Genomic DNA, 17,723 nt, shown 5'->3' with positions numbered 1-17,723 from the left:
GTCATGCCCTCGACCGTCGACATCCGGCGCGCCAGCGATCGCGGCATCACCACGACGGACTGGCTGCAGTCGCGCCATTCGTTCTCGTTCGGCGATTACTACGACCCGGACAACACCCATCACGGCCTGCTACTGGTCAACAACGACGACATCGTGGCGCCGGGGACTGGGTTTGACACCCACCCGCACCGGGACATGGAAATCGTGACCTGGGTGCTGCAGGGTGAATTGGCGCACGCGGATTCGATGGGCAATGCCGGGGTGATCTATCCCGGCCTGGCGCAGCGGATGTCGGCGGGCACCGGCGTCCAGCATTCCGAGAAGAACGGATCTGCAAGCGAGCCGGTGCATTTCGTGCAGATGTGGGTGCTGCCAGATCAGGCCGGCGTCACGCCGGGCTATCAGCAGCAGGACGTCGAACTCGCCAACACGCTGACTCCCATTGCGTCGGGGGCCATGGACGCCGCCGTCACCCTGCACAACCGCAACGCCACCCTGTACGGGGCCCGCCTACAGCCCGGTGACGCGCTCGACCTACCGCAGGCACGGTACGTCCACCTGTTCGTGGCCCGCGGCGATGTGACCCTGGAAGACGCGGAGCCGCTGCACACCGGCGACGCCGCCCGGCTCACCGACTCAGGCGGCCAGCGGGTTGTCGCCGACGGCGCAGCAGAGATCTTGGTCTGGGAGATGCATGCGAGTCTCACTGGTACGTAAGACAATCGCCGTCACGGCCGCAGTCATGCTCGCGGCGTGCGGCACCGCCGACGAAACCGTGACGTCCCCACCGGCGCCGACCACGACTACGACCACGACAACGACCACCCAGCAACCCGCGGGACTACAGCCTGCCACGGTGCAGGTACCCGCCGAGTTCGCCGAGGCGCCCTTCGACCAGCCTCGTCAGGCGATGATTCCCGCCGGCTGGTCGATCGAGGTGCTCGCGCGCATCCCGAAAGCCAGGATGGCCGCCTGGACGCCGGACGGCGCACTGCTGGTGTCGGTTCCGAGTACCGGTCAGGTGCTGACGGTGCATCCGAATCAGGGCACGCTGCTCGACGGGCTCGATCAACCGCACGGTCTCTTCTTCGCCAGCAACACCCTTTATGTGGCCGAGAGCGACCAGATCGACGCATACGACTACGCCGACGGCAGAGCCATCAACCGCCGCACCGTTGCCGGAAACCTGCCGGACGCCAAGAGCCCCGACCTGCACGGCGCGTATGCCCATGCCCTCAAGAGCGTGGTTGTGGGAAGCGATGGCGCGGTGTACTTCTCGATCGGCTCGACGGGAAACATCTCCGCCGAGGACCGCGACGCCATCCCGCCGCGGGCGTCGATCATGCGGGTTCCTGCCGGCGGCGGCCCGGCAGAACCGTTTGCCACCGGTGTGCGCAACGGCACCGGCCTGGCGTTCGCGCCGGACGGCTCGCTGTGGACAGCGGTCAACAACCGCGACAACGTCGCCGATCCCGAGGGCAGGGTGCGACAGGACTACGTCGACGAGCATCCACCGGAATCGGTGGCAAAGCTGACCGCGGGGCGTGAACTGGGTTGGCCGTACTGCAATCCAGATGGCCCGCCGCCCGCCGGTTTCATCCGCGACGTGCAGACCAATCCCGACGGCGCCCAGATGGACTGCGCGGCACTGCCACCCGTCGAACAAACGGTGGGCGCCCACGCCGCCCCGCTGGGCATGAGCTTCGCCGAGCTGCCGCAGCCGTACGGCCAGGGCGCACTGGTCGGGGTGCACGGTTCATGGAACCGGGAGCGCCCGCGCGAACCCGAGGTATCGTTCTTCCCCTGGCGCGACGGCACATTGGGCCCACAGCAGACGCTGGTCGGCGGTTTCCAGGACGAGGACGGCTTACGTTGGGGCCGCCCGGTCGCAGCGGTCGCAGGTCCGGACGGCGCGGTGTACATCACCGACGACTATGCCGGCGCGGTGTACCGGCTCGCGCCATCGTGATGAACATTTCACCGCGGCGCTAAGTCCCGGTGTCGGTTGCTCAGGGCAGAATGCGTATGCCTCCCGTGCCACAGGGCCCTGAAAGGACCAGCAGTGAGTTACAACGCCGCAGACATCACCGAGCTCGACGATGTCCAGCACACGCGCCTGCGGCCGGCGGTCAACCTGGGCCTGGACGTCCTCAACACGGCGCTGCGTGAGCTGGTCGACAACGCGATCGAAGAGGTCGCCGACCCCAGCCACGGCGGGTCATGCGTGACGATCACCCTGCACGCCGACGGATCGGTCACCGTCGCCGACGACGGCCGCGGCCTGCCTGTCGATTCCGATCCCGTGACCGGGAAGAACGGCATCGTCAAAACGCTCGGGACGGCGCGCGCCGGTGGCAAGTTCTCCGCCCATGCCGACGCGGCCAGCACCGGTGCCGGTCTGAACGGAATCGGCGCCGCAGCAGCGGTGTTCATCTCCGCGCGTACCGACGTGACGGTGCGCCGGGCAGGCAAGACCTATCTGCAGAGTTTCGGGCGCGGCTACCCCGGGATGTTCGACGGCGCCGAGGGCCGAGGGTTCGACCCCGACGCCCCGTTCACCCGCGCCGACACGCAGAAGCTGCGCGGAGCCGGCAATCGCAAGCCGGATGCACACGGCACCACGGTACGCATCCTGTTCGATCCCGCCGTGGTACCGGATTCGAGCGTGGACGTCGGTGAGGTGCTGCTACGGGCGCACGCCGCCGCGCGGATGTCCCCCGGCGTGCATCTGGTCGTCGTCAATGAGGGTTGGCCCGGCGAGGCCGTTCCGTCGGCGTTGACCGAACCGTTCAGCGGCCCGTGGGGCACCGACACATTGCTGGACCTCATGTGCACCGCGGCGGGCACTCCGCTGCCCGAGGTGCGCGCGGCCGTGGATGGCCGCGGGGAGTACACCACCGGCCGGGGACCGACACCGTTCCGCTGGTCGTTGACGGCGGGTCCGGCCGAACCGGCGACAGTGGCCGCGTTCTGCAACACGGTCCGCACCCCGGGCGGCGGATCCCATCTGACGGCCGCCATGAAGGGGCTGTCCGAGGCGCTGGCCGACCGCGCGTCCCGCATACGCGATCTGGGTCTGGCGAAGGGCGAGGACGGCCCGGAGCCGCAGGACTTCGCCGCCGTCACCGCGCTGGCCGTGGACACTCGCGCCCCTGATGTGGCCTGGGATTCTCAGGCCAAGACCGCGGTGTCGTCGCGGTCGCTGAACGTGGCGATGGCCCCGGATGTGGCGCGCAGCGTCACCATCTGGGCGGCCAACCCCGCCAACGGTGACGCAGTCTCGCTGTGGACCAAGCTGGCACTGGAATCGGCCCGGGCGCGACGTAGCGCCGAGGGCGCCAAGGCCCGGGCCCGCGCTGCGTCGAAAGCCAAAGGGCTGGGGACCAATCTGTCGCTGCCGCCCAAGCTGCTGCCCAGTCGGGAGACCGGCCGAGGGTCAGGCGCAGAGCTGTTCCTGTGCGAGGGTGATTCGGCGCTGGGCACGATCAAGGCCGCGCGTGACGCCACGTTCCAGGCCGCCTTTCCGCTGAAAGGCAAGCCGCCCAACGTCTACGGATTCACCGTGAACAAGGCACGCGTCAAGGACGAGTTCGATGCGATCGAACGCATCCTCGGCTGCGGAGTGCGTGATCATTGCGACCCCGAGCAGTGCCGCTACGACCGGGTCCTGTTCGCCTCCGACGCCGACCCCGATGGCGGCAACATCAACTCCAGCCTTATCTCGATGTTTCTGGACTTCTACCGTCCACTCGTCGAAGCCGGAATGGTCTACGTGACGCTGCCGCCCCTGTTCGTCGTCAAGGACGGTATGCAACGGATCTACTGCCAAGACGAGTCCGAACGTGACACCGCTGTGGCCCAGTTGAAAGCCACCTCTAAACGGAAAGTGGAGGTGCAGCGCAACAAGGGACTCGGCGAGATGGATGCCGACGACTTCTGGAACACCGTGCTGGATCCACAGCGGCGCACCGTGGTTCGCGTGCACCTCGATGACAGCGAGAAGACGTTGCACCACACTCTATTCGGCGGACCGCCGGAGGGTCGCCGCACGTGGATGGCTGATGTGGCTTCCCGCGTCGACACCTCAGCGCTGGACCTGACTTAAGGGACGTAGGAAAACACTGTGACCGCCATCCTGGATGTTCCTGAGCAGAATCCTGACCTGGTGCTCGACCAGAGCGCCGATGACTACTGGAACCACTACCAGCTGACCTTCGCGCTCTACAGCGTCAGCGACCGCGCCATCCCCTCGGCGTTCGACGGGCTCAAGCCGGGCCAGCGTCGTCTCCTCTACCAGATGCACGACTCGAAACTGTTGCCCGGCAACAAGCCCCAGAAATCTTCGAAGGTCTGCTCGGCGGTCACCGGCAATCTGCACCCACATGGTGGCGCGTCGATGTACGGGGCCGCGGCACTCATGGCAGCAGAGTTCCAGCGGGTGAAAGTCATTGACGGACAAGGCGCATTCCCGCGTGTCCAAGGTGACATCCCGGCCGCGGACCGCTACACCGAGATGCGGTTGTCGGCGCCCGGTGCGGCGCTGACAGCCGAGCTCGACGACCACGCGGTACCGATGGTCTCGACGTTCGACGGCGAATGGATCGAGCCGACCGTACTGCCGGCACGCTGGCCTGTGCTGCTCTGTAACGGCGCGGTCGGCATCGCCGAGGGCTGGGCCACCAAGGTGCCTGCACACAATCCCCGCGAGGTCATGGCCGCCTGCCGGGCGCTGTTGAAAACGCCGAACATGACCGACGACAGATTGGTGAAGCTCATTCCCGGCCCCGACTGGGGATGCGGAGCCACCGTGGTCGGCACGGCCGGGCTGCGCGAGTACATCACCACCGGCCGGGGTGCATTCACGGTGCGAGGCACCGTCTCGGTCGACGGGAAGAACGTCGTCGTCACCGAACTGCCGCCCGGTGTCGCCAGTAACACTGTGCAGGACAGGATCCGGGCCCTGGTCGAGTCCGGCGAACTGTCCGGTGTGGCGGACATGTCGGACCTGACCGACCGCCGCAACGGGCTGCGCATCGTCGTCACTGCCAAACGCGGTCACAGCGCCGAGACCATCCGCGACCAGCTGCTGGCCTTGACGCCACTGGAGTCGACGTTCGCGGCCAGTGTGGTCGCCCTCGACGAGGACCGGGTACCGCGCTGGTGGTCGGTGCGTGAACTGATCAGCGCATTTCTGCATCTGCGCGATTCAGTGGTGTTGCGCCGCAGCGAGTATCGGCTGGAGAAGGTCACCGCCCGCCGGCATCTGGTGGCCGGCCTGATGCTGATCCATCTCGACATAGATGCTGCCGTCGCGGTCATTCGTGCGTCCGACACCGTCGACGAGGCCCGGCAGGGCCTGCAGGAGCGCTTCCAGATCGACGAAGAGCAAGCCAATTATGTTCTGGGGCTGCAGCTTCGGCGGCTCACCAAGCTCGACGTGATCGAACTACAGGCCGAGGCGGAAAAGCTGGACGCAGAATTCGCGCAACTCACCGAGCTGGTGTCCAACCCCGACGCCCGCCGGAAGGTGATCGACGAGGAGCTGGTCGAGACCGCGAAGCTGTTCAAGGGCCCAGAATTCGACCGCCGCACCGTGCTGGACGCCGACGCCACACCCGTGTCGTCGTCTACCGACGACGATGGCCCCCGTGAGCGCAAGGTCAACGCCGCCTGGCGCCTCGATGACCGGGGCGTGTTCTCCGACAGCCACGGCGACCTCCTCACCTCAGGTCTGGGGTGGGCGGTGTGGACCGATGGGCGAGTCAAGTTCACCGCCGGTGGCGGTCTGCCCTACAAGATCCGCGACATCCCGGTGGCCCCGGACATCACCGGGCTGGTGCGCTCGGGTGTGCTGCCCGACGGCCACCACCTGGCGTTGGTGACGCGGCGCGGCAAGGTGCTGCGTATCGATCCCGCCGCGGTGAACCCGCAGGGCGTGGCCGGCAACGGGGTCGCCGGGGTGAAGCTGGCCGGTGACGGTGACGAGGTGATTGCCGCCCTGCCCGTCAGCTGCCAGAACGGTGAGGCCATCCTGTCCATCTCCGAAAAGGGCTGGAAGGTCACCGAAGTCGCCGATATCCCGGTGAAGGGCCGCGGCGGCGCCGGCGTCGGGTTCCACCCGTTCGTCAACGGCGAAAGCGCGCTGCTGTCGGTGTCGATCTCCACGACCGGGTTCGTGCGTGGCAAGAAAGCGGTGCGCGCGGAGAAGCGCGCGAAGGCGTCGGTCAAGGGTTCGGGGACGGACGTCACGCCTGCCGGTTAGCCCTGACCGCCTTGAGTGGGTACCCAGTCACCCATGACTAATACACAGACCCCGGAGCGCACACCCACCGAGGCCACATCGGAGCGGCCGGACGGCGTTGTCATCTTCGCCCCGATGCCCGTGCTGACCGTGACGGTGGAGGACCGCTCGGGTGAGGCCGACATTCACGTCCACGCCGGTGGACAGGGCGTGTGGCAGTCACGCATGGTGTCCTCGCTCGGTGTGCCGACCGTGCTGTGTGCCGCGCTTGGCGGGGAGACCGGCGCCGTGCTCGGTCACCTGCTGCCTGCAAAGGATGTCACTGTCCGGATCGTTCCGGTCAGCTCCCGCAACGGGGCCTACGTTCACGACCGCCGCACGGGCAGCCGAGAGATCGTCGCCGAGAGCCCCGGAAGCCCGCTGGACCGCCACGAGCTCGACGCGCTCTACGAACTCACCCTGACCGAGGGTCTGACGCACGGCAGGGTGCTGCTGTCCGGGCCGCAGGACGACCGGGTGGTACCCGCCGACCTGTACCGGCGGCTGGCCAGCGACCTCGGTACCAACGGGTGCAAAGTGGCCGCGGACCTGGCCGGTGAGCGGCTCGAGGCGGTGCTTGCCGGGCGGCCGGACCTGATCAAGGTGAGCCACGAAGAACTGCTCGCCGACCGCCGGGCGAAGTCCGAAGACGCCGAAGACCTCGTCGCAGCGATGCGCACTCTGCGCGACGAGGGCGCAGGCACGGTCGTCGTGTCGCGGTCCGGAGCCGAACCGGCCCTGGCCCTGCTCGACGAGGAGCGGGCCGTCGTAGAAGTCGAGATGCCGAAGTTGGAACCGGCGGACCCCGCCGGCGCGGGGGACTCCATGACGGCAGGCATGGTCGCCGCACTGGCGAGCGGTCGTTCGCTACGACGGGCGTTGCAGATCGGCGCGGCGTGCGGGGCGCTCAATGTCGTGCGCCACGGTTTGGGCACCGGCGGCGCGCAGGCGGTGGAGACGCTCGCCGAACGGGTCGAGGTGCGCCCATGGAAATAGCACGCGCATTGGTGACCAACGACGACGGAATCGACTCGGCCGGCCTGCATGCGTTGGCCGTTGCGGCGCGAGCGGCGGGGCTGGACGTGATCGTAGCCGCGCCTGCGGAACAGTCCAGTGGTGCGAGTGCTGCGCTGAGCGCGGTCCGCCGGGATGGCCGTACGGTTGTCGAGCGCCGGGAGTTGCCCGCCCTGGACGGCATGGAAGTGTGGGCCGTGCATGCCCAGCCCGCGCACATCGTCGCCGCCGCGCTCAACGGCTGGTTCGATCCTCGCCCGGACCTCGTCCTGTCCGGGATCAATCACGGCGCGAATATCGGTAGGGCCGTGTTGCATTCGGGCACTGTCGGCGCGGCGCTCACCGCTTCGATCAGCGACACCCGCGCACTGGCGGTGTCACTGGACGTGGCGCTGCACCCCACCGGAGAGCGGCACTGGGAGGCCGCCGCCGGCCTCTTGGCGCCGGTGCTGGAACTGCTCCTCGATGCGCCCGAGAACACCGTCCTGTCCCTCAACGTCCCCGACCGGCCCGCGGCCGAGCTTGGACCGATCCGGCACGCCTGGCTGGCGCGCGGCGGGGCGGTGCAAACGCGCGTCGACGAGGTCCGCGGTGGTGATGTACGGCTGGCCGAGTTCGAGATGTCCGAGGAACCCGAGCCGGGCACCGATAGCGCGCTGCTGGCTGCCGGGCACCCGACGCTCACGCAACTCCGGTCCATCGACGCGCACGACGGCGGGCTGGTGCAGCATTGGCTGGAGACCGGGCGCGGGCTGAGAGTCATCTGATCGGCGCCGGCTCTCAAATAGATATGCCACTCCGGCGTGGTCCCACTGTTAACAACTATCACTTTGTTAACATCGCGACGTGCAGTTTTCCCGGCGCGAGGCTCTGCGCTATGCCACGGCAGTCTCGGCGCTGGCGGGGCTGAGCGCGGCGGCAGGTGCAGGCGCGCCCACGGCGTCGGCCGCCGCTCCCACACTGATCGACTTCGCAATGCGTCAGATTCCCGCTCGGGATATCAAGGCCGCCGGCCACTCCGGGGTGATCAACTACGTTTCGACGTCGCGTCCAGGCTCATCCTTCGGCGCCAAGCCGATCACCCTGCCCTACGCCCGGGACCTGACCGCCAACGGGCTGGTGATCGTCAGCAACTATCAGTACGGCAAACCGGGCGGGACAGCACCGTCGGACTTCACGCGCGGATACCCCGGCGGCGTCGCCGACGCTCGCACCGCCTGGCAACTCCATACCGCGGCAGGCGGCGGACGGACTGCACCGATCTTCTTCAGCGTCGACGACGACATCGACCGCAACACCTGGAACAACGTTGCGCTGCCGTGGTTTCGCGGAATCAACTCGGTGATCGGAGTGCTACGCACCGGCATCTACGCGGGTATCAGACCGTGCCAGTGGGCCGCAGCCGATGGGGTCATCGGGAGGTCGAGCACGCCCGGCCGCGTGTGGGCGTGGCAGACCCGGTCCTGGTCTGGCGGTCAGATCTACCCTGCGGCGGTTCTCTATCAGCGCATCATCGACACCGCATCGAATCCGGGACCGGTGGTCGGCGGAATCCGCGTCGACGTCAACGATGTCCTGGCGCAGGATTGCGGCCAATGGAACCTGCATCCGTGAGGTACGTACGATCGCCGATGTGGCCGACCAACAGCTGCGCGATCTCAAGCTGCTGCGCCGGGTCCGCGACCGGATCGACCGGGAGTACGCGCAGCCACTGAACGTCGAGGCATTGGCGCTCGGCGCCAACATGTCGGCCGGACATCTGTCCCGGCAATTCAAGATGGCCTACGGCGAGTCGCCGTACTCGTATCTGATGACGCGCCGCATCGAGCGCGCCATGGCCCTGCTGCGCCGCGGCGACATGTCCGTCACCGAGGTCTGCTTCGCGGTCGGCTGTTCCTCGCTCGGCACCTTCAGCACCCGCTTCAGCGAGTTGGTCGGCATGCCACCCAGCGTGTACCGGGAGCAGACGGCGGGAGTCTCTGACGGCCTGCCGTCATGCATGGAGAAACACGTGACCAGACCGGTCAGGAATCGAGAAGCGCCCGCCGTCGGGCTGCACCTAGCGTGAACTCCGTGAAAAACACCGACATCACCATTCACTCCAGCATGTTGCCGCTCGACGATCCGGAAGAATCCCTCGCGTTCTATCGCGACGTCCTCGGCTTCGAGGTTCGCCTCGATGTCGGCAAGGACAAGATGCGCTGGATCACGATCGGTCCGCCCAACCAGCCCGACACCGCCGTCGTCTTATACCCGCCGACCGCAACGCCCGGTCTCACCGATGACGAGCGTCGCGTCATCTCCGAGATGATGGCCAAGGGCACCTTCGGCACACTGTTGCTGGCCACCAAAGATCTTGACGGTACCTTCGAGCGCGTCCAGGCCCGTGACGTCGAGGTCGTTCAGGAGCCCACCGAGCAGCCGTACGGCGTTCGCGACTGTGCGCTTCGCGACCCCGCGGGCAACATGATCCGTATCCAGGAGTTGCGCTAGATGCCACATGCCGCCGACACTCACGACCTGATCCGGGTGACCGGCGCCCGCGAGAACAACCTCAAGGACGTCAACATCGAGCTGCCGAAGCGCCGGCTCACGGTGTTCACCGGTGTCTCCGGTTCGGGCAAGAGTTCGCTGGTGTTCGACACGATCGCCGCGGAGTCCCAACGCCTCATCAACGAGACGTACAGCGCCTTCGTGCAGGGCTTCATGCCGAACCTAGCGCGGCCCGAGGTCGACGTGCTCGAGGGGCTGACGACGGCGATCATCGTCGATCAGCAGCGCATGGGTGCCGATCCGCGCTCCACCGTCGGCACTGCCACCGATACCGGCGCCATGCTGCGAATCCTGTTCAGCCGCTTGGGCAAACCGCACATCGGATCGCCCCAGGCATTCTCGTTCAACGTCGCCTCCGTCAGTGGAGCGGGTGCGGTGACGTTCGAGAGGGGCGGCAGAACCGTCAAGGAGCGGCGGGACTTCAACGTTGTCGGCGGAATGTGCCCGCGCTGTGAGGGCCGCGGTGCGGTCAACGACATCGACCTGACCGCACTGTACGACGACAGCAAGTCGCTCAACGAGGGTGCGCTGACCATCCCGGGTTTCAGCATGGATGGCTGGTACGGCCGAATCTTCAACGGCTGCGGCTTCTTCGACCCCGACAAGCCGATCAACAAGTTCACCAAGTCCGAACTCGACGCCCTGTTGCACAAGGAGGCGACGAAGCTCAAGATCGACGGGGTCAATCTCACCTATCTGGGGTTGATCCCGCAGATCCAGAAGTCGTTCCTGTCCAAGGACGTCGAGGCGATGCAGCCGCACATCCGTGCGTTCGTGGAGCGGGCAGTCACGTTCACCACCTGCCCGGACTGCGACGGCACCCGACTGTCCGAGTTGGCCCGATCGTCGAAGATCAACGGCGTCAACATCGCCGACGCCTGCGCCATGCAGATCACCGACCTGGCGGCCTGGATCGGCTCACTCAAGGAGCCGTCAGTGGCCCCGCTCCTTACGTCTCTGCAGCACACCTTGGATTCGTTCGTCGAGATCGGGCTCGGCTATCTGTCCCTGGACCGCCCGGCAGGCACGCTGTCGGGCGGAGAGGCGCAGCGCGTCAAGATGATCCGTCATCTCGGGTCGGCACTCACCGATGTCACGTACGTGTTCGACGAGCCGACCATCGGCCTGCACCCGCACGACATCGCGCGGATGAACAACCTGCTACTGAAACTGCGGGACAAGGGCAACACCGTGCTGGTCGTGGAGCACAAGCCGGAGACCATCGCGATCGCCGACCACGTCGTCGATCTCGGACCGGGCGCCGGCACCGCGGGTGGCGAGGTGGTTTTCGAGGGCTCTGTGGAGGGTCTGCGTACGAGCGACACCATCACCGGCCGCCATCTGGACGACCGGGCCGCGCTGAAAGAGGCCGTGCGAGAACCCGACGGCGCGTTGGAGATCCGTGCGGCCAGTACGCACAATCTGCAGAACGTCGACGTGGACATCCCGCTGGGCGTGCTGGTGGTCATCACCGGCGTCGCCGGCTCCGGTAAGAGCTCACTGATCGACGGCTCGGTGGCCGGGCGGGACGGGGTGGTCTCGGTCGACCAGAGCCCGATCCGCGGCTCACGGCGCAGCAATCCGGCGACCTACACCGGGCTGCTCGAGCCGATCCGTAAGGCCTTCGCCAAGGCCAACGGCGTGAAACCGGCGCTGTTCAGCTCCAATTCCGAAGGGGCGTGCCCCACCTGCAACGGGGCCGGTGTGATCTACACCGAACTGGGTGTGATGGCCACCGTGGAATCCACCTGTGAGGAATGCGAAGGCAAGCGCTTCCAGGCGTCGGTGCTGGAGTACACGCTGGGCGGCAGGGATATCGCCGAGGTCTTGGCGATGCCGGTCGCCGAAGCCGTGGAGTTCTTCGGCGACGACGCGAAAGTACCAGCGGCCCAAAAGATTCTGGACCGGATGTCCGATGTCGGGCTGGGTTATCTGACGCTCGGTCAGCCGCTGACCACGCTGTCGGGCGGCGAGCGCCAGCGGCTCAAACTGGCCGCGCGGTTGAGCGACAAGGCGTCCGATGATGGCCGGGTGTACATCCTCGACGAGCCGACCACCGGCCTGCACCTGGCCGATGTCGAGCAGCTCCTCGCCTTGCTCGACCGACTGGTCGACTCCGGCAAGTCGGTGATCGTCATCGAACACCACCAGGCGGTCATGGCACATGCCGACTGGATCATCGACCTGGGCCCAGGCGCCGGACATGACGGTGGCCGGGTCGTATTCGAAGGCACCCCCGCCGATCTCGTTGCCAAGCGCTCAACCCTTACCGGCGAGCACCTGGCAGGTTACGTCACCAGCTAACTTCGACACGTCCGGTACCCAATCGTGACCCTGCTGTTACGAATGTTGACAGAGTTATCTGTGTGGTTATTGTGTAATTCGTGCCTGGTCTGGCAAAGGTCATTCAGCGTGCGGTAGCGGGTGCTGCCACGTTCGCGCTGTGTGCTGCGCTGGGCACCACAGGATCTCCCGTCGCCAGGGGCGAGGACGCCAACGCATTGCTGCTGGGCGCGATCGCCAACACCAAGGGGTCCTACCTCGTCTACAACTTCGGCGGACAGTTCGCCGCGCCATTCCTCGCCGCGGACGGCCGTGCATACACGCTGAACAACGGTGGTCACCTGATGACCATCAAGAACGCGTCGACACGGCTCCACCCGCGGCTGCTGGTGGACAGCCACCAGGGTTATCAGTCGCGCTGCGAACGCACTCCGGGTGCCCGCACCGGCGAAGGGCTCTGGCAGGCGTCGGAAACCTATGCGCCCCTTAATGCGTGGCATGTGTTGGGCCAGCCGATCGTTGCGGTCAATGCCAACTTCTTCGACGTACGCGGTCAGAAGGGTGGATCGTGGCGGGATACCAAATGCAGCTCGCCCCTGGGTGCCTACGTGGACAACACCCGCGGCCAGGGCCGGGCCAACGTCCCGGTGACCGGCACGCTGGCCTATGCCGGCAAGCAAGGCTTGTCCGGCGGTAACGAACATTGGGCGGCACTGGCCACCATGATCCTTCCGGTCGGCGGCGCACCCTACGTCGTGATGCCCAAGGGCGACAACGACTACGACGCGGCCTCGCCGGAGATCCAGCGGCTACTCGACCGCGGGTCCCGATTCGTGGCGGTGGCCGGGATCGGCCTTCTGGCACCGGGCGAAACCGGTCAGCTCAACGACCCCGGCCCCAGTGCAGCGCGCACCGCGCTCGGCTATAACCGCGCCAACGACCAGCTCTTCGTCTTCCAGGGCGGCAACTACACGCCGGACAACATGCAGGATCTGTTCCGCGCGCTGGGCGCTGACAACGCCGTGTTGCTGGACGGTGGCGGCTCCTCGGCGATCGTGTTGCGGCGTGACACCGGAGGCATGTGGAGCGGCGCCGGGTCGCCGAGAGGCAATTGCGATACCCGACAGGTGCTGTGCGATTCGCGCGAGCGCGCGCTGCCCAGTTGGCTCGCCTTCAGCTGACGCTCAGCTCTCCAACCAGAGGTCGACGCCTTCGCTCGTGAAGATGTACAACAAGGTGCTCCACGCTTCATCTCCGAGCGCGGCCTTGACCCGCTTGTACGAGGTCATGACGAATCGGTAGTAGCCATCGTCCGGCGTGCCGAAGCCCCCGCGCAGGCAGTCCGCGAGCGCATCGAGGTTCGACCCGAAATAGCCGTCGTCGCCGTTGACCGCACGGCCGATCTCGGTGAAGAAATCCGCCTTCGACCCAACGTTGTCCCCGTCGATCCGGTACGTCTTCACATGCCTCCGATCAGGCAGAACGATTCGTAGTGATCATCGGTGTAGTAGTACTCGGGTGGGTTGTCCAGCGGCGTCCCGCCGGTCACGATGCGCCGAGTGCCGCGATGGTTCAGGCCAGGTGTCGGCACCGTGTACTCGTGGTAGTAGCCGCGCTGGTGCTTCGGCAGCTCCCCTTCGAAGTTGCCGAACACCACGCCGTCGTTGCGCGGATGGGGAAACGGGCCGCGTGATTCGATGAGCTCGATGGTCTCGGCGACCTGCGGCGGCAGGCTGTCCAGGCGGCAGCTTCCGTCTTCGGTCTTGGTGTCGGCGGTGCAGCCGACGACGAAAGCAAACAGCGACGCCGCCGCGACGACCGCCCTGAACCTCCGCATCGGCACGACGCTAGCAACAAATCCCCGACCACCGCAGGTTCTCGTGGGACCATCGTTACTCGAGTGAACAGAGTTACCGCACTCTCGCATGTCCCACCTCGCCGCGACACCTCCGCGAGCGGCGAGGAAGCTCTGTCCCGCAAGCAGTTTCGCCCCGATATCGAAGGACTGCGCGCACTGGCGGTGCTGGCAGTGGTGTTGTACCACGCCGGCGTGCCCGGCTTGAGTGGCGGATTCATCGGCGTCGACGTGTTCTTCGTCGTCTCCGGCTTTCTCATCACCGGCCTGCTGTGGCGCGAGGCGTCGGGCACCGGCACCGTGCACTTGGCGTCGTTCTACGCCGCACGGGCCCGGCGACTGCTACCGGCCGCCGCGGTGGTGCTGGTTGCGACCTCTGTGGCGGCGGCTGTGCTGCTGCCGCCGTTGCAGGCACGCAAAGTGCTGGGCGACACGATCGCCGGCGCGTTGTACCTCGGCAACTACCGGTTCGCCGTCGAGGGCACCGACTATCTCGCGGCGGACGCTCCCTCACCGCTGCAGCATTACTGGTCGCTCGGCGTCGAGGAGCAGTTTTATCTACTGTGGCCCGCGCTGATCCTGGGCATCGCGTGGGTGCTGACCCGAACCGGCCGCAGTCACCGGTCAGCCGCGCCGTACGCGGGTGTCTTGCTGGGAGTGGCCGGGCTTTCGTTGGCGCTGTCGCTGATATGGACGCAGTCATTGCCGGCCTGGGCGTTCTTTTCGTTGCCGACCCGGGCATGGGAGTTGGCCGTTGGCGGCCTGATCGCGTTGACGGCGGCGAACTGGCGCAACCTTCCGCCGGTGTGTGCCGCCATCGTCGGTTGGGGTGGCGTGGCCCTGATCCTGGTGACCTGCACACAGATCGGTGCGGCGACGCCGTATCCGGGAACCGCGGCGTTAATCCCGGTGCTCGGCACTGCCCTGGTGATCGGGGCAGGTTGCGCGACGCCCGAACTCGGGGTGGGGCGACTGCTGTCGAATCCGGTGATGCGCGCGATCGGCCGGCTGTCCTACTCGTGGTACCTCTGGCACTGGCCGGTATTGCTGTTGGCGCCTGCATTGTTCGGTACCGAACTGAATTTGGCGGGTCGGCTGGCGATGGTGGTGGTGTCACTCGGGCTGGCGATCCTGACCCTGCATCTGATCGAGAACCCGGCTCGGTTCGCGGCGGCGTTGCGGGCCTCGGCGTGGCGCAGCCTGGCGGTGGGAGGCATCGCCACCGGGGTGGCGGTGTGTGCCGGGTTGGCGCTCCTGGTCGTCCGGCCGGTGCCGACCGGTTCCGGACCCGCGGCGGTGCCGGTGGCTTCTGTTGCGGCACCGCCCTCAGCCGCACCGCGGGCACTTACCCCGCGGGAACAGCTGCGCGCGGCGGTCGAGGCCTCGGCCGAGTTGCGGGCGGTGCCGTCGAATCTGTCACCGGCGCTGGACAATATCGCCGAGCCGGAGCCTTTCGTCAATGGTTGTGTGCTGTCTTGGAAAGACGTCACGCAGCCTGAGTGCGCTTCCGGAGACACCGGGTCGGCCACGACCGTTGCACTGCTCGGTGACTCGCACGCGGCGATGTGGCAACCTGCACTGGAACCGATTGCTCAACAACAGGGTTGGCGCCTGGAAACGCGGTCCAAGGTCACCTGTCCGTTGATGAAACTGCCGATCGTGAGCCCGTATCTTGGCCGGGAGTTCAGCGAGTGCAAACAGTGGCGAGCCGAGGTGCTGGCGCAAGTCGAGAAGGACCGTCCAGCGCTGATCGTGCTGGACATGGTGCGCCGCTACGGCGCGGATTTCGGCTTCGTGAGCTACGACCCCGCCTGGTTGGACGGGCTGACTCGGCTGGTGTCCCAGCTGCGTGGGACGGGTGCGCGGGTGTTGGTGCTGGGCCCGGTTCCGGATCCGCATTCCACCGTACCGACCTGCCTGTCAGCACACATGGACGACGTGCTCGCCTGCTCACCGGAACGGTCAATCGCGATGAACGACAACGGCATCGCTGCCGAGACCGCGGCCGTGCAGGCCGGGGGCGGCCAGTACGTGAACCTGAGCGAGTTCTTCTGCACCGATCAAAGGTGCCCGGTCATCGTCGGCAACACCCTGGTGTTCTTCGACGACAACCACATCACCGCCGAGTACGCACGGCTCATGTCACCGATCCTCGGCGAGCTGGCGCGCAGTGCATTGGCCCGGAACTAGAGCGCCGCCACCCTTGTGGTGAATGCACCGTGGTAGCTCATCGGCAGATGGAAAGGCAGCCAGCACTCGGCAATCGGGCCCGTGTCAATGTGCGGGGCATCGAACACCATCAGCCGGCTGCGATGTTGGGATTCGTCGTATCCGACCGTCAGGATCCAGCCGTCGTCTTCGGTAGTGGTGCCCGGCTTGGGGACAAAGATCGGTTCGACGAGTTTGTTGCCGGGCGGACAGTACGTCTGAACTGTGCCTGTGGTGTGGTCGAAACGGCCGATCCCCTCGCCACTTCCCTCGCCGTCGCTGGGCACAGTCACGTAGGTCGCCCGGTGGGGTTGGGTCGAGCGACGTTGGTCGATCTGCGGGAACTCACACCCGAGCTCGGCCAGTGGCTCAGCATGGACACGGTCGGCTGCGGTGATGCGGAACCGGGTCATTCGTACGGCATTTGGCGCATCGTCCGATGCGACGCCGTCATACACCCGAGCAAGATCCGTGCGGGTGTCCGAGGACCAGGCGTGCATACCAGCGAAGGTCTCTGGGGCAAAGCGTGGCAGTTCGATGACGACGTCAGAACCGTCGTCGTAGGCGTTGGCGTAGTGCCACATGTAGAACGGATCGGTCTCGATCACACGAATCCGCCCACCGTCTCGTGGGGCGAGAACGAAGTACGCAGGTTCCTCGGCCTTGAATTCTATGGCGTCCCAATAGGATCGATGCCCCAGCACCGCCCATGGGTTGATCCGCAGCGGACTGACCAGGAAGACGGCGTAGCGGGTGGTCAACGCCATGTCGTGGATCAGGCCCATCCCTGGCAGCGGGACCGCACGCACGTACCGGGTGGTGCCACGGCTGTCGGTTTCGTACAGGCGAAGCCGCACTCGTGGAACGGCTTCGCCGGCCAACTCCCGCAGCCGCCGGATCCGTTCCGATCGGTTCGGCGCATCGCGGACATGCCGCAGATCGATACGGGGAAAGTACGGTTCGAAGCCGAAGTTGACCTTCGAATCCTGCACCGGGTCGAAGGTGTAGTGCGCCGAGTACGCACCGACCGGACCCTTGAGCACGCCGTCGAGGCTGCACATGCCGATCGTGTTGAGAGTGTCGAGATCCATCCCGTGCGGTCGCCCACCCTCCCACAGCGCGAGAAGCTGCTCGTCGCCGATGAGGACGTTGGTGTTGGCGGTGTTGGCCGGTTGGCGAAATGCGTTCGTTCGCAAGCCTCCTGGACGCTGGTAGGCGAATCCCCTTTGTACCATTGCGCCGGCCGCCGTGGTGCGCAGGTAGTGCTGTGTGCGGACAAATCGGTTCTTGAAGCGCACGCCGTCCCGGTCGATTGCGAACGCGGTCACCATGCCGTCGGCGTCGAACAAGCTGTCGACCCGCGACCGGCCGACGTTCCACCGCCCAGACCCGTTGCGGTACAAGGTGCCTGTCAAGCCCTCGGGGAGCTTCCCGGTGATCTCGGTGACGGCTAGGTCGAATTCACCCGGCACGTCTTCCCAATAGCGCGATGGTGCTTGTACGACAGGTGACACCGGAGCAGCCATAAAA

Annotated in this window: 15 protein-coding genes; 12 read left to right on the top strand and 3 right to left on the bottom strand. The window is 66.5% G+C overall.

Translation table 11 applies throughout. From position 1 onward, the window contains the following. The first annotated feature begins 3 nt into the window (after nt 1-3). The 11 genes from ABQF30_RS14865 to ABQF30_RS14815 all read left to right on the top strand — a co-directional run bounded on the left by ABQF30_RS14865 (nt 4) and on the right by ABQF30_RS14815 (nt 13,311). Nucleotides 4-717, top strand: a complete 714-nt coding sequence (locus ABQF30_RS14865; RefSeq protein WP_448464908.1) for a pirin family protein — start codon at nt 4-6, stop codon at nt 715-717. Then, nucleotides 695-1,969, top strand: coding sequence for a PQQ-dependent sugar dehydrogenase (locus ABQF30_RS14860; protein WP_448464906.1), 1,275 nt, complete (start codon nt 695-697; stop codon nt 1,967-1,969). Before ABQF30_RS14865 ends, ABQF30_RS14860 begins: the two co-directional genes overlap by 23 nt. Nucleotides 1,970-2,062: 93 nt before the next feature. Further along, nucleotides 2,063-4,105 carry a toprim domain-containing protein gene (locus ABQF30_RS14855; protein ID WP_448464904.1) on the top strand — a complete coding sequence of 681 codons (2,043 nt, stop codon included), beginning with the start codon at nt 2,063-2,065 and terminating at the stop codon, nt 4,103-4,105. 18 nt (nt 4,106-4,123) lie between these two features. Next, the gene (locus ABQF30_RS14850) at nt 4,124-6,262 is read left to right on the top strand and encodes a DNA gyrase subunit A (RefSeq protein WP_448464902.1); all 2,139 of its coding nucleotides are present in this window, start codon (nt 4,124-4,126) and stop codon (nt 6,260-6,262) included. Between the two features lie 33 nt (nt 6,263-6,295). After that, nucleotides 6,296-7,276: a 1-phosphofructokinase family hexose kinase gene (locus ABQF30_RS14845; protein ID WP_448464900.1), complete on the top strand. Its 981-nt coding sequence runs from the start codon at nt 6,296-6,298 to the stop codon at nt 7,274-7,276. Continuing rightward, a complete protein-coding gene (surE, locus tag ABQF30_RS14840; protein WP_448464996.1) occupies nt 7,273-8,061 on the top strand; it encodes a 5'/3'-nucleotidase SurE in 789 nt (262 codons plus the stop codon). The genes ABQF30_RS14845 and surE overlap by 4 nt, the downstream gene beginning before the upstream one ends. Nucleotides 8,062-8,140: 79 nt before the next feature. After that, the gene (locus ABQF30_RS14835; RefSeq protein ID WP_448464898.1) at nt 8,141-8,908 is read left to right on the top strand and encodes a DUF1906 domain-containing protein; all 768 of its coding nucleotides are present in this window, start codon (nt 8,141-8,143) and stop codon (nt 8,906-8,908) included. Nucleotides 8,909-8,927: 19 nt separating this feature from the next. Beyond that, nucleotides 8,928-9,362, top strand: coding sequence for a helix-turn-helix transcriptional regulator (locus tag ABQF30_RS14830; RefSeq protein WP_448464896.1), 435 nt, complete (start codon nt 8,928-8,930; stop codon nt 9,360-9,362). Nucleotides 9,363-9,400: 38 nt separating this feature from the next. After that, nucleotides 9,401-9,787 (top strand): VOC family protein, encoded by a 387-nt coding sequence (locus ABQF30_RS14825; RefSeq protein ID WP_448464994.1) that lies wholly within the window; start codon nt 9,401-9,403, stop codon nt 9,785-9,787. Further along, on the top strand, nt 9,788-12,151 hold the full coding sequence (locus ABQF30_RS14820; RefSeq protein WP_448464894.1) for an ATP-binding cassette domain-containing protein: 2,364 nt from the start codon (nt 9,788-9,790) through the stop codon (nt 12,149-12,151). Nucleotides 12,152-12,231: 80 nt separating this feature from the next. Continuing rightward, nucleotides 12,232-13,311, top strand: coding sequence for a phosphodiester glycosidase family protein (locus tag ABQF30_RS14815; protein WP_448464892.1), 1,080 nt, complete (start codon nt 12,232-12,234; stop codon nt 13,309-13,311). 3 nt (nt 13,312-13,314) lie between these two features. On the opposite strand, the gene ABQF30_RS14810 is transcribed toward ABQF30_RS14815, so the two are convergent. Together ABQF30_RS14810 and ABQF30_RS14805 are read right to left on the bottom strand one after the other, a co-directional pair. Then, entirely contained in the window at nt 13,315-13,593 is a 279-nt protein-coding gene (locus ABQF30_RS14810) for a barstar family protein (RefSeq protein WP_448464890.1), read from the bottom strand. Beyond that, nucleotides 13,590-13,967: a guanyl-specific ribonuclease gene (locus ABQF30_RS14805; RefSeq protein WP_448464888.1), complete on the bottom strand. Its 378-nt coding sequence runs from the start codon at nt 13,965-13,967 to the stop codon at nt 13,590-13,592. Before ABQF30_RS14805 ends, ABQF30_RS14810 begins: the two co-directional genes overlap by 4 nt. 132 nt (nt 13,968-14,099) lie before the next feature. Here ABQF30_RS14805 and ABQF30_RS14800 point away from each other — a divergent pair, with 132 nt between their 5' ends. Then, nucleotides 14,100-16,175 (top strand): acyltransferase family protein, encoded by a 2,076-nt coding sequence (locus ABQF30_RS14800; protein ID WP_448464992.1) that lies wholly within the window; start codon nt 14,100-14,102, stop codon nt 16,173-16,175. Here the strand turns inward: ABQF30_RS14800 and ABQF30_RS14795 are convergent. Further along, nucleotides 16,172-17,719: a carotenoid oxygenase family protein gene (locus ABQF30_RS14795; protein ID WP_448464886.1), complete on the bottom strand. Its 1,548-nt coding sequence runs from the start codon at nt 17,717-17,719 to the stop codon at nt 16,172-16,174. The genes ABQF30_RS14800 and ABQF30_RS14795 overlap by 4 nt on opposite strands. Between the last annotated feature and the right edge of the window lie 4 nt (nt 17,720-17,723).

Source organism: Mycolicibacterium sp. XJ870 (genome assembly GCF_053483975.1).
This window is presented reverse-complemented; position numbering and strand designations above follow the sequence as displayed.

Excerpts from the sequence above, each read along its gene's own strand:
- ABQF30_RS14865 (WP_448464908.1), top strand. The coding sequence starts at position 4 with ATGCCCTCGACCGTCGACATCCGGCGCGCCAGCGATCGCGGCATCACC.
- ABQF30_RS14860 (WP_448464906.1), top strand. The coding sequence starts at position 695 with ATGCGAGTCTCACTGGTACGTAAGACAATCGCCGTCACGGCCGCAGTC.
- ABQF30_RS14845 (WP_448464900.1), top strand. The coding sequence starts at position 6,296 with ATGACTAATACACAGACCCCGGAGCGCACACCCACCGAGGCCACATCG.
- ABQF30_RS14825 (WP_448464994.1), top strand. The coding sequence starts at position 9,401 with ATGTTGCCGCTCGACGATCCGGAAGAATCCCTCGCGTTCTATCGCGAC.
- ABQF30_RS14820 (WP_448464894.1), top strand. The coding sequence starts at position 9,788 with ATGCCACATGCCGCCGACACTCACGACCTGATCCGGGTGACCGGCGCC.
- ABQF30_RS14805 (WP_448464888.1), bottom strand. The coding sequence starts at position 13,967 with ATGCGGAGGTTCAGGGCGGTCGTCGCGGCGGCGTCGCTGTTTGCTTTC.
- ABQF30_RS14795 (WP_448464886.1), bottom strand. The coding sequence starts at position 17,719 with ATGGCTGCTCCGGTGTCACCTGTCGTACAAGCACCATCGCGCTATTGG.